The organism is Stenotrophomonas sp. GD03794, from assembly GCF_029842145.1.
In the GTDB taxonomy this organism is placed as follows: domain Bacteria; phylum Pseudomonadota; class Gammaproteobacteria; order Xanthomonadales; family Xanthomonadaceae; genus Stenotrophomonas; species Stenotrophomonas riyadhensis.
In genome coordinates, this window is record NZ_JAOCFV010000031.1 from 1 (window position 1) to 13,495 (window position 13,495).

Consider the following 13,495-nt stretch of genomic DNA (forward strand, 5'->3'; position numbering starts at 1 on the left):
TGCTTTTTTTTTCTTTTGATCTTCCGTGGCTGACGCGCACGGAAACTGTCAGAGGCCGGGGCGGTGGGGGCAGGCGGGGTGTCCGCGGCATGGATGCCGCGGCCAAGCCCCCAAGGACGGGTTTACGGCGCCCCCGCATGACCCCACCGCCCCGGCCAAGCGCCATAGATTCAGCCGATGCAGCAGCCACGAGGGGCTCCGCCGTTGGCCGTATCCGCGCCGAAGGCGCGATAATGACGGGATGGAAACCGTCCGCATCGCCACCCGCAAGAGCCCGCTCGCCCTCTGGCAGAGCGAACACGTCGCCGACCGCCTGCGCCAGGCCCATCCCGGCCTGCATGTGGAACTGGTGCCGATGAGCACCCGCGGCGACGAGGTGCTGGACCGCTCGCTGGCCGCCATCGGTGGCAAGGGCCTGTTCCTGAAGGAGCTGGAGTTGGCCATGCTGCGTGGCGAGGCCGACTGCGCCGTGCACTCGCTGAAGGATGTGCCGATGGAGCTGGACGCACCGTTCGCGTTGCCGGCAATGCTGACCCGCCACGATCCGGCCGATGGTTTCGTCTCCAACCTGTACGCCTCGCTGGACGCGCTGCCGATCGGTGCGCGGGTCGGTACCTCGTCGCTGCGCCGCCAGGCCCAGCTGCGCGCGCTGCGCCCGGACCTGGAACTGCTGGACCTGCGTGGCAACGTCAACACCCGCTTGGCCAAACTCGACAACGGTGGCTACGACGCCATCGTGCTGGCCGTGGCCGGCCTGGAGCGTCTGGGCCTGGGCGAGCGCATCGTCGCGCGCCTGCAACCACCGCAGTGGCTGCCGGCTCCGGCGCAGGGCGCGGTGGCGGTGGAGTGCGATGGTGGCAACGCGCGCTTGATGGCGCTGTTCGCCGGCCTGGATGACGCGGAAACCCGTGCCTGCGTGGAAGCCGAGCGGGCGATGAACCGTGCGTTGCATGGCAGCTGCCACGTGCCGGTGGCGGCGATCGCGCAGTGGCAGGGCACCGACCTGCACCTGCAGGGCCTGGTCGGTAGTGCCAGTGATGGTCGTGCGGTGCGTGCCGAGGCCGTAGGGCCGGCCAGCGACCCGGAAGCACTGGGCCAGCGCGTGGCGACGATGCTGCTGGATGCCGGTGCCGGCGAACTGCTGAACGTCTGAGCATTGCAGGTAGTGCCGGCCGCTGGCCGGCAACCTCGCGCCCCCGGTTGAATGCAGTTGCCGGCCAGCGGCCGGCACTACCGGAAGAAGAACGGGCGCCTTTGGCGCCCGTTTCTTACTTGAACTTGTAGACCACGTTCATCGTGGTCAGCGTATCGGTCTTGCGCTTGTCCTCGGCCACGTCACTGTTGTAACGCGCCTGCCAGCCGGCCTTCAGCGCCAGGTGTTCGTTCATGCTCACCGAAACGCCGAAGTCGTTCTGGCCGAAGGTGTTGTACGAACCGGATTCGACCAGCAGCGTGTTGACCAGGTCGGTGTTGTCGGTCAGCGAGTACTTCATGTCGAACAGGCCGCGGCCGATCATGCCGGTACGGGTGCGGTCGTCCTCGGTGCTGTGGGTACGACGCACACCGGGGCCGATCTGCGCGTCGAACGAGAAGCGCTCGGTGTTCCACAGGCGGGTGCCGTAACCCAGACCGAACGAACTCTGGCGGTCGTAGGTGGCGAAGTCATCGCGTTCGGTACGTACCGTCGCGGTCAGCTGGCGGTGCTCGCCCAGCTGCAGCGCGCTGCCGGCACTGCCGGTGTAGCGGTTGGCGGTGGTGTTGTTGCGGCGGGTGGTGGTGCCGTCGTCGTTGGTCTCGGTCACCTTGGAGCTGGAGCGCAGGCCGAACAGGTCCATGCTGTGCACCCAGTCGCCGTCGGTGTAACGCAGGCGGAGGCGACCGTTGAAGCTCTCGGTGCTGCTGTTGCCACGTGCCGAGGCGAAACCGAGCTCGCCGCCACTGCCGCTCCACGGCGAGGACATCGCCGCCAGCTCGGAGGCATCCTGCGCATACGCGAGAGGCGCGCACAGCAGCAGGGGGATCAGCAGGGACACGCGCAGGGACATCGGGGCTTCTCCGAAGCGATTGACAGCCGGTGATGATACTGGAAGCGTGATGGCGGTCCGAATCGATCCAATGCGCGCTTCAGCGAACGTTGCCACGATCGCCTATTCAGGGCAGATCGACGCGCAATGCCGGGTCGTTGAAGCGCGAATAGCGCAGGCGCAGCTGGAAGCTGCGGCCATTGCTGCTGCCGCTGCGCACGATCTGCCGCGGCAGGCCCTGCGCATCCACCCAGTATTCCAGGCGTTCGCCGGGCTGGGCGCCGCGCAGCCGATAGTGACGGGTTTCGACCCCATCCAGCGACTGGCTGCCCAGATCCTCGGCCTGCAGGTCGGCGGGCAGGGCGTCGGCCGGCAACGGGTTGCGCCACTGCTCGAGCAGGCCCGGCGGGGTTGGCACCTGGCGGACCGCACCGTCGGCCTGCAGGAACATGGTGTCACCGATGATGGTCTGCGGCCCAGCCGGTGTCTGCACCCGGAAACGATCGGGGGCGACGAAGTCCATGGCGCTGCGCACCGGCTGTGGCGCGCCCAGCACCTCCAGCTCGGCGTGGAAGCTGCGCAGGGCTGCGAAGCGCTGGCTGGCGCCCAGTACCGCCTGCGCCGGATCCGCGGCCGGTACCGGGGCTTCGGTACTGGCCGGTGCCGGTGTGCGATCGCAGGCGGCCAGCAGCAGGCAGGCCAGCAGGGACAGGGCAGGCAACCGGCGCATCGGGTGTTCCAGAGGGGTGGGGGCGAACACGATAGCCCAAACGTCCCACACAAGACCCGCGACTCGGACATAATCGGGGGTATGGACCGATACGAACGCATCACCGCCCTGCATCGTCTGCTCAAGTCCGCGCGCTATCCGGTGACGGTGGCGACCCTGCAGGACAAGCTCGGTTGTTCCCGCGCCACCGTCTACCGCGACCTGGCCTTCCTGCGCGATGCGCTGATGGCACCGATCGAGGGCGACGGCGAGGCGGGCTTCCGCTACCAGGCTGACGAGAGCGACCGCTTCGAGCTGCCCGGCCTGTGGCTGAGTTCGGAGGAATTGCATGCCCTGCTGGCCTCGCAGCACCTGCTGGCGCGGACCGGCGGCGGCGTGCTGTCGTCGGTGCTGGCACCGCTGCAGCAGCGCATCGAGAGCCTGCTGGCGGCCCAGGCCGGCGTCTCCAGCTGGCCGGTCGACCGCGTGCGGGTGATTCCGCACCGTGGCCGCAAGTTCGACGAAGGCAGCTTCCGCAGCGTCGCCTCCGCCGTGCTTGAGCGCCGCCAGCTGGCGTTCGAGTACCGTGCGCGTTCCACCGATGAGCCGACCCGGCGCACGGTCTCGCCGCAGCGCCTGACCCACTACCGCGACAACTGGTACCTGGATGCCTGGGACCATGACCGCGAGGCCCTGCGCAGCTTTGCCGTGGATCGCATCCACAAGGCGCGGGTGATCGACAGTACCGCCCGTGACGTGGCCGACAGCGAGCTGGACGAGCAGCTGGGCGCCAGCTACGGCATCTTCTCCGGTGCGCCGAAGGGCTGGGCGACCATCCTGTTCAGCGCCAAGGCCGCGCGCTGGGTGGCCGACGAGCACTGGCATTCCAAGCAGCAGGGCCGCTTCCTGGCCGATGGCCGCTATGAACTGAAGGTGCCGTACAGCGTCTCGCGCGAGCTGCTGATGGACGTGCTGCACTACGGCTCGGATGCCGAGATCGTCGAGCCGGTGATGCTGCGTGAGCAGGCCAAGGCGCTGCTCGAGCTCGCCCTGAGCAACTACGACAACTCCTGACACTCCCCCCGAGAACCCTTCCGCCCATGAAAAAGACCCTGTTGCTGCCCCTGCTCGCCGCTGCGCTGGCCCTGACCGCCTGCGGCAAGTCCGGCGAGCCCTCGCAGAAGCTGGTGGTGGCCGCCACGGCTGTGCCGCATGCCGAGATCCTCGAGGTGGTCAAGCCGATCCTCAAGCAGGAAGGCGTGGACCTGGACGTGCGCGTGTTCAACGACTACGTGCAGCCCAACGACCAGCTGGTGCAGAAGCAGGTGGACGCCAACTACTTCCAGACCGAGCCGTACCTGGATGCCTACAACCGCGACCGCAAGACCGACCTGGTGAAGGTGATCGGCGTGCACATCGAGCCGTTCGGTGCGTATTCGCGCAAGATCAAGTCGCTGGCCGAACTGCGCGAAGGCGCCGACGTGGTGATCCCGAACGACCCGAGCAACAACAGCCGCGCGCTGATCCTGCTGCACAAGGCCGGTGTGATCGAGCTGAAGGATCCGACCAACGCGCTGTCGACCCAGCGCGACATCACTGCCAACCCGAAGAACCTGAAGTTCCGCGAGCTGGACTCGGCGATGCTGCCGCGCGTGCTGGACCAGGTCGACCTGGCCCTGATCAACACCAACTATGCGCTGGACGCTGGCCTCAACCCGACCAAGGACGCACTGGCGATCGAAAGCAAGGATTCGCCGTACGTGAACTTCCTGGTCGCGCGCCCGGACAACAAGGACGACGCCCGCGTGCAGAAGCTGGCCAAGGCCCTGACCAGCCCGCAGGTGAAGGCCTTCATCGAGACCAAGTACAAGGGCGCGGTGCTGCCGGCGTTCTGACCGGCACTACCGTCAGTCGACGTGGAAGGCGAGGGTGGCCGCCACGGCCTGTTGCCATCCCGCATACAGCTTCTCGCGCCGCGCCACCTCCATCTGTGGCTCGAAGCGCCGGTCCAGGCCCCATTGCGCGGCGATCTGTTCGCGGCTGGTCCAGAACCCCACCGCCAGGCCGGCCAGGTAGGCCGCACCCAGTGCGGTGGTCTCGGTCAGTCGCGGCCGCAGCAGCGGCACGCCGAGGATGTCGGCCTGGAAACCGGCCAGGAAGTCGTTGCCGATCGCACCGCCATCGGCGCGCAGCTCGGTCAGCGCGATACCAGCATCGGACTGCATCGCATCAAGCACGTCGCGGGTCTGGTAGGCCATCGCCTCCAGCGCGGCACGCACGAAGTGCGCCTTGCGGGTGCCACGGGTCAGGCCGAACATCGCGCCGCGCACATCACTGCGCCAATAGGGCGCACCGAGGCCGACAAATGCTGGTACCAGGTAAGCACCGCCACTGTCAGGCACCTGCGCGGCCAGCGCCTGGCTGTCGCTGGCGCGTTCGATCATCCGCAGACCGTCGCGCAGCCATTGCACCACCGAGCCGGCGATGAAGATCGAGCCTTCCAGCGCATATTCCACGCGCCCGTCCAGGCCCCAGGCGATGGTGGTCAGCAGGCCATTGCGCGAACGCACCGCCTGCGCGCCGGTGTGCATCAGCATGAAACAGCCGGTGCCATAGGTGTTCTTGACCATGCCCGGCTGGAAGCAGGCCTGGCCGAACAGCGCCGCCTGCTGGTCACCGGCAATGCCGGCGATCGGAATCGGGTGATCGAAGAAGAACTGCGGCCGGGTATGCGCGTACACCGCGCTGGAATCGCGCACCTGCGGCAGCATCGCGCGCGGGATGTCCAGCAGCGCCAGCAGGTCGTCATCCCAGTCCAGCGTGTGGATGTTGAACAGCAGCGTGCGCGCCGCGTTGCTGTAGTCGGTCACGTGCGCCTGGCCGCCGCTGAGGTTCCAGACCAGCCAGCTGTCGATGGTGCCGAACAGCAGCTCGCCACGTTCGGCGCGCTGCTGCGCGCCCTCCACGTGGTCGAGGATCCAGCGCACCTTGGTGGCGGAGAAATAGGCGTCGATCAGCAGGCCGGTGCGCTCGCGGATCAGCGCCTCATGCCCTTCGGACTTCAGCCGCTCGCAGATGGCGTGGCTCTGCCGCGACTGCCAGACGATGGCGTTGTGGATCGGCTGGCCGGTGGCACGGTCCCAGACCACGGTGGTTTCACGCTGGTTGGTGATGCCCAGTGCCGCAATATGGCGCGGGTCGATCTGCCCGCGGCTGAGCAGTTCGGTCAGCGTTGCATAGACGCTGGTGAGAATTTCGCGCGGGTCATGCTCGACCCAGCCGGGGTGCGGGAAGATCTGCGCGAATTCGCGCTGCGCGCTGCCGACGATGTCGCCGGCACGGTCAAACAGGATCGCGCGCGAACTGGTGGTGCCCTGGTCGATGGCCAGCACGTAGCGGGGCGTCATGCAGCGTCTCCGGTAGCGATGGGGAAATCCTAATGCATCGGTCGCGTCGCGCGCGGCCGCCCTGGTAGCTGCCAACCTTGGTTGGCACACGTGGAAACACCGGGGTCAGAGCCCTTTCCGCGGGAAAGGGATCCGCCCCCGCATCCACGCCTGCAGCCGCGCCACCTGCGCAGCATCCAGCCGCAACCCCAGCTTGCTCCGCCGCCACATCACGTCCTCGGCGTCCCAGGCCCATTCGTGGTCGCGCAGGAAAGCCACTTCACGCGCATGCAGGCCGCCGCCGAAGTCCTCTCCAAGATCGTCCATGCCCCGCACACCCTGCAGAAGGGCGGCGCTGCGGCTGCCGTAGGCTTCGGCCCAACGCCGTGCGATCTCCACGGGCAACCACGGTGCCAGTGCCTGCAGACGGGAGCGCGCCTGCGCGGCGTTGCCCCAGTCGCTGCCCGGCAGCGGGTCTCCGCCTGCGGTCCAGGCCGGCCCCATCTGTGGCAGGGCAGGGCGCAGCAGGTCCAGCGCTTCCTCGGCCAGCACGCGGTAGGTGGTCAGCTTGCCGCCCAGCACATGCAGCGCCGGCGCCGGATCGGACTGCAGCTGCAGGCGGTAGTCGCGGCTCAGCTTCGCCGCACGTGGGTCCGGGTCGGCCAGTAGGGGACGTACACCGGCGAACTGCCAGACCACGTCCTGCGGAGTGATCGGTTCGCGCAGATAGCGGTTGGCGGATGCGCACAGGTAGCTCACCTCGGAAGGCAGTACGCTGCAGCGTGCCGGGTCACCGCGGTAGTCGGTGTCGGTGGTGCCGACCAGCAGGTGATCGTGGGCGAACGGGAGCAGGAACACCACGCGGCCATCGGGCTGCTGCAGCAGGCAGGCACTGTCATCGGGCCAGGAACGGCGCAGCACGATGTGGCTGCCCTGCACCAGCCGCAGCGTGGGGCCGCCGCTGCGTGCCTCCATCTGCTCCAGCAGACCGCCGGCCCATGGGCCCGCCGCATTGGCGATGGCGCGCGCGGTCACATGCCGCTGGCCATCGGAGGATTCCAGCACGGCCTGCCAACGGCCCTGCACAGGGCGCAGTTCGATGCAGCGGCTGCGCACGTGGACCTGCGCGCCGCGCTGCGCGGCGTCCAATGCGTTGAGCACTACCAGGCGCGCATCATCGACCTGCGCATCGGCGTAGCTGAAGGCCTGCCGCAGATCCGGGGAGAGCCAGAGGCCAAGCGGATCCCGCTGCAGATCCAGCGCGCGAGATGCTGGAAAAGCAGGGCTGCGCCGGCCGAGGTGGTCGTACAACCACAGTCCCACGCGCAGCATCCAGCGTGGGCGCAGGTGGGGTTCCCACGGCAGCACGAAACGCAGCGGGCGGACCAGATAGGGCGCCTGCCGGCGTACCACCTCGCGTTCGCCCAAGGCCTTGCGTACCAGGCCGAACTCGCCCTGTTCCAGGTAGCGCAGGCCGCCATGGATCAGTTTGCTGCTGGCACTGGAGGTGTGCGCGGCCAGGTCGTGCTGTTCGCACAGCAGCACGCGCAGGCCGCGGCCGCTGGCGTCACGGGCGATGCCGGTGCCATTGATGCCGCCACCGATCACCAGCAGGTCGACGTCGTCCATCGTGCCTCCGCCTCCTGTGTGTGTAGAGTCGACTGTCAGTCGACTGCTTTTTCGATAGCCGAGCATGGGCTCGGCTCTACAAGAGCAGTCGACTGACAGTCGACTCTACAGACAGCAGGTGACGGAAACGACGACGGGCCCCGAAGGGCCCGTCGCGTTGCATCAGTGAAGCAGGTGCAGCCTGGATCAGAAGCGGGCGCCGATGCCGAAGCCGACGGTCCACGGGTCCATCTTGGCTTCGCCGATCTTCTCGCCGCCAACCTTCACGTCCGGGCGGGCGCGCATGTAGCGGGCGTCAGCACGGGCGAACCAGGTGGAGTTGATGTTCATGTCGACGCCGACGGTGCCGATCACGCCCTTGGCATCCTTGAAGCGGATGTCGGTGTCAGCGCCGTTGCCCAGCTTCTCGTTGCTGAAGCTCGACTGGTAGTAGCCCACGCCCACGAACGGACGGAACACGTTGTCAGCCTGGCCGAAGTGGTACTGGCCGCTCAGCGCGACCGGCTGCTGCTCGACCGAGCCCAGGCGGGCGTTGTTCGGGCCCTTGAACTTGTTGTCGAACTTGTCGGCGGCGCCCCACAGTTCAACGGCCCAGTTGTCGTTGATGTAGTAGCTGAAACTGACGGTCGGCGCCGGGCCGCCATCGGTCTTCTTCACGCCGGTGATCGGGTCGTTCTTCGGCTGCAGCAGCGAGATGCCGCCAACAACGGCAAAATGCTTGCCCGAAGCGGTGTCGGTGCTGCTGCTGTCCTGGGCGAAAGCGGCCGGTGCGAAGGCGGCGGAGGTCAGCAGGGCGAGACTCAGGATACGGATGGAGCGCATGGGGGTATCTCCTAATGTTTCTTGTTTTGGGCCCCCGGTTGCGGGGCGAGCACACCGTAGTCGCCCCAACATGAATCGAATCCGACGCACGTTAAAAAATAGTTTTCCTTGTTCAGCGATCAGCTCGAAAAGCCTGTATTCATGGGGTTTTCGGCCATCAGTGGCATTCATTCAGTTGGAGAAGATGTGAGCGCGGCGACGATGTGCATCGGCCTGCAAGCGCAGGTGAACGTGGATTGCAGGGTGCTGCTGCTGGGCTCGATGCCGGGCGTGGCGTCGCTGCAGGAGCAGCGCTACTACGCCCATCCGCGCAACCGCTTCTGGCCGCTGATGGCGGATATCTGCGGTTTCGATGCGGATCTGGCCTATGCACAGCGGCTGCAGGCGTTGAACGCCGCAGGTATCGGTCTGTGGGATGTGATCGGTCAGTGCGAGCGGCGTGGCAGCCTGGATGCGGACATCGTGCGTGGCACGGAAGTGACCAATGCGCTGCCCGAACTGATCGCCACCCTCCCTGAGCTGGAGCTGATCGGCTGCAATGGTGCTGCGTCACTGCAGGCGTTCCAGCGCTGGGTGCTGCCACGGCTGGAGGCCCCGTCCAGGCTGCTGGCACTGCCGTCCACCAGCCCGGCCAATGCGGCGTGGTCGCTGCCGCGCCTGCGCCAGGCCTGGCAGCCGGTGGCCGACGCACTGGCGACATCAAGCGGACATCGTCCGGACAATACGCTACCGACTGGTCACGGCCGCAACCCATGAGCAACAGCGTGTCCCGGCTGCGTGCGTACTGAAAACACCTGTAACGGTTGGCGCTGGACCCCGCTGGCCGCACAATAGACGTTTCCCTACACCAGATTGCCGGAGTTATCCCCATGGCCGAAATCAAGGAAGCACTTGTCCCCGATATCGGTGACTACAGCGATATCCCGGTAATCGAGGTGCTTGTCGCCGTCGGCGACACGGTCAAGAAGGACCAGGGCCTGGTGACGCTGGAAAGCGACAAGGCGACCATGGAAGTGCCGTCCTCGGTGGCGGGCGTGGTCAAGGAACTGAAGGTCAAGGTTGGCGACAGCCTGTCCGAAGGCAAGGTCGTGGCCCTGATCGAAGTGGCCGAAGGTGAAGCCGAAGCCGCCAAGCCGGCGGCTGCCGCCCCGGCACCGGCCAAGGCCGCTGCCCCGGCTGCCGCCACCCAGAGCGCGCCGGCCCCGGCCGCAGCTGCGCCGGCCGCTCCGGCTGCCAGCGGTGGTGCGGTTGAAGCGCTGGTGCCTGATATCGGCGACTATTCCGACATTCCGGTCATCGAAGTGCTGGTCGCCGTCGGCGACACGGTCAAGAAGGATCAGGGCCTGGTCACGCTGGAAAGCGACAAGGCCACCATGGAAGTGCCGTCTTCAGTGGCCGGTGTGGTCAAGGAGATCAAGGTCAAGGTCGGCGACAATCTGTCGCAGGGCAACGTGGTCGCCATCATCGAGGCCGAGGGCGCTGCTGCACCGGCACCGGCCAAGGCCGCTGCTCCGGCTCCGGCGGCTGCGCCGTCGGCTCCTCAGGTTGCCGCACCGGTTGCGGCACCTGCTCCGGCAGCCGCCGCACCGTCGGCCGGCGCTCCCTCCAGCCCGCCGGTGCAGTTCAATGCCGATGGCGTGCTGCCGGCCAAGGTGCCGTATGCCACCCCGGCGGTGCGTGTGTTCGCCCGCGAACTGGGCGTGGACCTGCTGCAGATCAACGGCACCGAGAAGGGTGGCCGCATCACCAAGGGTGACGTGCAGAAGTTCGTCAAGGCCGCACTCAGCGGTGGTGTGCCGGCTGCCGGCGGTGCTGCTGTCGCTGCCGGTGGTGGCCTGAACCTGCTGCCGTGGCCGAAGGTCGATTTCAGCAAGTTCGGCGAGACCGAAGTCCAGCCGCTGTCGCGCATCAAGAAGATCTCGGGTGCGAACCTGGCCCGCAACTGGGCCATGATCCCGCACGTCACCCAGTTCGAACAGGCCGACATCACCGACCTGGAAGGCCTGCGCGTGGCGCTGAACAAGGAGAACGAGAAGGCCGGCATCAAGCTGACCATGCTCGCCTTCCTGATCAAGGCCAGCGCCGCGGCGCTGAAGAAGTTCCCGGAATTCAACGCCTCGCTCGATGCCAGCGGTGAAAACCTGACCCTGAAGAAGTACTTCCACATCGGCTTTGCCGCCGACACGCCGAACGGCCTGGTCGTGCCGGTCATCCGCGACGTGGACAAGAAGGGCGTGGTGCAGATCGCGCAGGAAACCGGCGAACTGGCCAAGAAGGCGCGCGACGGCAAGCTCGGCCCGGCCGACATGAGCGGCGGCTGCTTCTCGATCAGCTCGCTGGGCGGCATCGGCGGCACCGCGTTCACCCCGATCGTCAATGCACCGGAAGTGGCCATCCTCGGCGTCTCCAAGTCGTCCATCCAGCCGGTCTGGAACGGCAAGGAGTTCGCACCGAAGCTGATGCTGCCGCTGTCGCTGAGCTACGACCACCGTGTCATCGATGGCGCCCTGGCCGCACGCTTCACCACGTACCTGTCGCAGGTACTGGCCGACATGCGCCGCGTGCTGCTGTAAGGCACCGCTTCGCCCCCACCGTGTGGCCGCCGCCCCTGGCGCGGCCGCGTGAACAGATGCAGTGACAGCCCGCCGGCACCGCCGCGCGGGCACGAGGAAAACCCACCATGGCCACGATTGAAGTCAAGGTTCCCGACATCGGCGATTACAGCGATGTGCCGGTGATCGAAGTGTTGGTCGCCGTCGGCGACACGGTGAAGAAGGATCAGGGTCTGGTGACCCTGGAGTCGGACAAGGCCACCCTGGAAGTGCCGTCCTCGGCAGCCGGTGTGGTCAAGGAAATCAAGGTCAAGCTGGGCGACACCCTGTCCGAAGGCGCTGTGGTCGTGGTGCTGGACGCCGAAGGCGCCGCCGAAGCCCCGGCCAAGGCCGCCGCGCCGGCCCCGGCAGCGGCCGCTCCGGCCAGCAAGCCGCCGGTGACCCCGTCGCACCGCGCCCCGGCCGAACCGGCTGCGCCGAAGCCGGCGCTGTCCAGCGGCAAGCAGGCCGACATCGAATGCGAAATGGTCGTGCTGGGCTCGGGCCCGGGCGGCTACACCGCCGCCTTCCGCGCCGCCGACGTCGGCCTGGATACGGTGCTGGTCGAGCGTTACGCCAGCCTCGGTGGCGTCTGCCTCAACGTGGGCTGCATTCCGTCCAAGGCGCTGCTGCACGCCGCAGCGGTGATCGACGAAGTGGCCCATGCCGGTGATTTCGGCGTCGAGTTCGGCAAGCCGACCATCACCCTGGACAAGCTGCGCGAGTACAAGGAAAAGGTCGTCAACCAGCTGACCAAGGGCCTGGCCGGCATGGCCAAGCAGCGCAAGGTCCGCAGCGTGCAGGGCGTCGGCAAATTCGTTTCGGCCAACGAGCTGGAAATCACCGCCGCTGATGGCAGCACCCAGCTGCTGCGCTTCCAGAAGTGCATCATCGCCGCCGGTTCGCAGGCGGTGAAGCTGCCGAACTTCCCGTGGGACGACAAGCGCGTGATGGACTCCACCGACGCGCTGGAGCTGGCCGAAGTGCCGGGCTCGCTGCTGGTCGTCGGCGGCGGCATCATCGGCCTGGAAATGGCCACCGTGTACAGCGCGCTGGGCAGCAAGGTCACCGTGGTCGAGTTCATGGACCAGCTGATGCCGGGCGCCGACAAGGACCTGGTCAAGCCGCTGGCCGACCGACTGAAGAAGCAGGGCATCGAAGTCCACCTGAAGACCAAGGCCTCCGGCGTCACCGCCGATGCCAAGGGCATCACCGTCACCTTCGAAGCGGCCGAGGAAGGCCAGGCGCCTGCGCTGGCGCAGGGCACCTTCGACCGCGTGCTGGTGGCCGTGGGTCGTTCGCCGAACGGCAAGAAGATCGATGCCGAGAAGGCCGGCGTGCAGGTCACCGACCGTGGCTTCATCCCGGTCGATCGCCAGATGCGCACCAACGTGCCGCACATCTTTGCCATCGGCGACATCGTCGGTAACCCGATGCTGGCCCACAAGGCCACGCATGAGGGCAAGCTTGCCGCCGAAGTGGCTGCTGGCCACAAGAAGGAGTGGGTGGCCCGCGTGATTCCGTCGGTGGCCTATACCAACCCGGAAATCGCCTGGGTCGGTGTGACCGAGACCGAAGCCAAGGCCAAGGGCCTGAAGGTCGGCGTGGCCAAGTTCCCGTGGGCCGCCAGTGGACGCGCGATCGGCATCGGCCGCACCGAGGGCTTCACCAAGTTGATCTTCGACGAAGAAACCCACCGCATCATCGGTGGTGCGATCGTCGGCGTGCACGCCGGTGACCTGCTGGCCGAGATCGGCCTGGCGATCGAGATGGGTGCGGAGGCGGAAGACATCGGCCACACCATCCATGCCCACCCGACGCTGAGCGAGTCGGTGGCGATGGCCTCGGAAATCTACGACGGCACGATCACCGATCTGTACATGCCGAAGAAGAAGTAGGGCGCCCGCGCCGTTCCGAACGAAAAGCCCCGGCCTCTGCCGGGGTTTTTTGTTGGCTGTGGGGACGCCTTCGGCAGCACATCGCGAGTGTCCGGGCCGCTGCGCGGGTGGCAGGCGTTTGGACAAATGTCCCCCGCCGTCCGCCTGCGGCGGTCGCCTCCTCCTTTACTTTGTCCAAACGCCTGCCACCCGCGCAGCGGCTCGGCTTGCGGACAGTCGAGAGCCACCGCCCAGGCCGTCTGGACGCCTGACACGCGGAGGGAGCGGGGGCTGGGTGCGAAGTAAAGGAGGAGGTGACGGCCGCAGGCCGGCGCCGGGGGACATTCGCACCCAGCCCCCGCTCCCTCAAGCGCTCGACCAATCCGCTTCTGCTTTTCTGACAGGAACCCACAAAAAAGCGCGGCCCCGATGTTCCGGAGGCCGCGCCAGGAGAGCG

General features: G+C 67.2%; 11 protein-coding genes. 6 read left to right on the forward strand and 5 right to left on the reverse strand.

The features are described 5' to 3' along the window. Positions 1 to 241 precede the first annotated feature (241 nt). Positions 242 to 1,153 carry a hydroxymethylbilane synthase gene (gene hemC / locus N5D91_RS15725; RefSeq protein ID WP_153854580.1) on the forward strand — a complete coding sequence of 304 codons (912 nt, stop codon included), beginning with the start codon at positions 242 to 244 and terminating at the stop codon, positions 1,151 to 1,153. A 115-nt stretch (positions 1,154 to 1,268) separates the two neighbouring features. On the opposite strand, the gene N5D91_RS15730 is transcribed toward hemC, so the two are convergent. Both N5D91_RS15730 and N5D91_RS15735 read right to left on the reverse strand, forming a co-directional pair. Beyond that, the gene (locus tag N5D91_RS15730; RefSeq protein WP_049448000.1) at positions 1,269 to 2,045 is read right to left on the reverse strand and encodes a DUF481 domain-containing protein; all 777 of its coding nucleotides are present in this window, start codon (positions 2,043 to 2,045) and stop codon (positions 1,269 to 1,271) included. Between the two features lie 106 nt (positions 2,046 to 2,151). Then, entirely contained in the window at positions 2,152 to 2,754 is a 603-nt protein-coding gene (locus N5D91_RS15735) for a hypothetical protein (protein WP_110713818.1), read from the reverse strand. Positions 2,755 to 2,835: 81 nt separating this feature from the next. Between N5D91_RS15735 and N5D91_RS15740 the strand changes: the two genes are divergently transcribed. After that, positions 2,836 to 3,807 carry a YafY family protein gene (locus N5D91_RS15740; RefSeq protein WP_126930096.1) on the forward strand — a complete coding sequence of 324 codons (972 nt, stop codon included), beginning with the start codon at positions 2,836 to 2,838 and terminating at the stop codon, positions 3,805 to 3,807. Positions 3,808 to 3,833: 26 nt separating this feature from the next. Continuing rightward, on the forward strand, positions 3,834 to 4,628 hold the full coding sequence (locus N5D91_RS15745) for a MetQ/NlpA family ABC transporter substrate-binding protein (RefSeq protein ID WP_032129055.1): 795 nt from the start codon (positions 3,834 to 3,836) through the stop codon (positions 4,626 to 4,628). A 12-nt stretch (positions 4,629 to 4,640) separates the two neighbouring features. On the opposite strand, the gene glpK is transcribed toward N5D91_RS15745, so the two are convergent. The 3 genes from glpK to N5D91_RS15760 form a co-directional block, all read right to left on the reverse strand. Then, positions 4,641 to 6,140 carry a glycerol kinase GlpK gene (gene glpK, locus N5D91_RS15750; RefSeq protein ID WP_110713814.1) on the reverse strand — a complete coding sequence of 500 codons (1,500 nt, stop codon included), beginning with the start codon at positions 6,138 to 6,140 and terminating at the stop codon, positions 4,641 to 4,643. Positions 6,141 to 6,245: 105 nt separating this feature from the next. Next, on the reverse strand, positions 6,246 to 7,748 hold the full coding sequence (gene glpD / locus N5D91_RS15755) for a glycerol-3-phosphate dehydrogenase (RefSeq protein ID WP_180855309.1): 1,503 nt from the start codon (positions 7,746 to 7,748) through the stop codon (positions 6,246 to 6,248). A 186-nt stretch (positions 7,749 to 7,934) separates the two neighbouring features. Next, the gene (locus N5D91_RS15760) at positions 7,935 to 8,570 is read right to left on the reverse strand and encodes an OmpW family outer membrane protein (protein WP_110713810.1); all 636 of its coding nucleotides are present in this window, start codon (positions 8,568 to 8,570) and stop codon (positions 7,935 to 7,937) included. 186 nt (positions 8,571 to 8,756) lie between these two features. On the opposite strand from N5D91_RS15760, the gene N5D91_RS15765 reads away from it, so the two are divergent. The 3 genes from N5D91_RS15765 (at position 8,757) to lpdA (ending at position 13,059) form a co-directional block, all read left to right on the forward strand. Beyond that, complete coding sequence (locus N5D91_RS15765) at positions 8,757 to 9,326, forward strand: DNA-deoxyinosine glycosylase (protein ID WP_180855308.1); 570 nt, start codon at positions 8,757 to 8,759, stop codon at positions 9,324 to 9,326. 113 nt (positions 9,327 to 9,439) lie between these two features. Then, positions 9,440 to 11,143, forward strand: coding sequence for a dihydrolipoyllysine-residue acetyltransferase (aceF, locus tag N5D91_RS15770; RefSeq protein ID WP_180855306.1), 1,704 nt, complete (start codon positions 9,440 to 9,442; stop codon positions 11,141 to 11,143). A 107-nt stretch (positions 11,144 to 11,250) separates the two neighbouring features. After that, on the forward strand, positions 11,251 to 13,059 hold the full coding sequence (gene lpdA / locus N5D91_RS15775; RefSeq protein WP_180855303.1) for a dihydrolipoyl dehydrogenase: 1,809 nt from the start codon (positions 11,251 to 11,253) through the stop codon (positions 13,057 to 13,059). Positions 13,060 to 13,495: the final 436 nt, after the last annotated feature.

Excerpts from the sequence above, each read along its gene's own strand:
- hemC (WP_153854580.1), top strand. The coding sequence starts at position 242 with ATGGAAACCGTCCGCATCGCCACCCGCAAGAGCCCGCTCGCCCTCTGG.
- N5D91_RS15730 (WP_049448000.1), bottom strand. The coding sequence starts at position 2,045 with ATGTCCCTGCGCGTGTCCCTGCTGATCCCCCTGCTGCTGTGCGCGCCT.
- N5D91_RS15735 (WP_110713818.1), bottom strand. The coding sequence starts at position 2,754 with ATGCGCCGGTTGCCTGCCCTGTCCCTGCTGGCCTGCCTGCTGCTGGCC.
- N5D91_RS15740 (WP_126930096.1), top strand. The coding sequence starts at position 2,836 with ATGGACCGATACGAACGCATCACCGCCCTGCATCGTCTGCTCAAGTCC.
- N5D91_RS15745 (WP_032129055.1), top strand. The coding sequence starts at position 3,834 with ATGAAAAAGACCCTGTTGCTGCCCCTGCTCGCCGCTGCGCTGGCCCTG.
- glpK (WP_110713814.1), bottom strand. The coding sequence starts at position 6,140 with ATGACGCCCCGCTACGTGCTGGCCATCGACCAGGGCACCACCAGTTCG.
- glpD (WP_180855309.1), bottom strand. The coding sequence starts at position 7,748 with ATGGACGACGTCGACCTGCTGGTGATCGGTGGCGGCATCAATGGCACC.
- N5D91_RS15760 (WP_110713810.1), bottom strand. The coding sequence starts at position 8,570 with ATGCGCTCCATCCGTATCCTGAGTCTCGCCCTGCTGACCTCCGCCGCC.
- aceF (WP_180855306.1), top strand. The coding sequence starts at position 9,440 with ATGGCCGAAATCAAGGAAGCACTTGTCCCCGATATCGGTGACTACAGC.
- lpdA (WP_180855303.1), top strand. The coding sequence starts at position 11,251 with ATGGCCACGATTGAAGTCAAGGTTCCCGACATCGGCGATTACAGCGAT.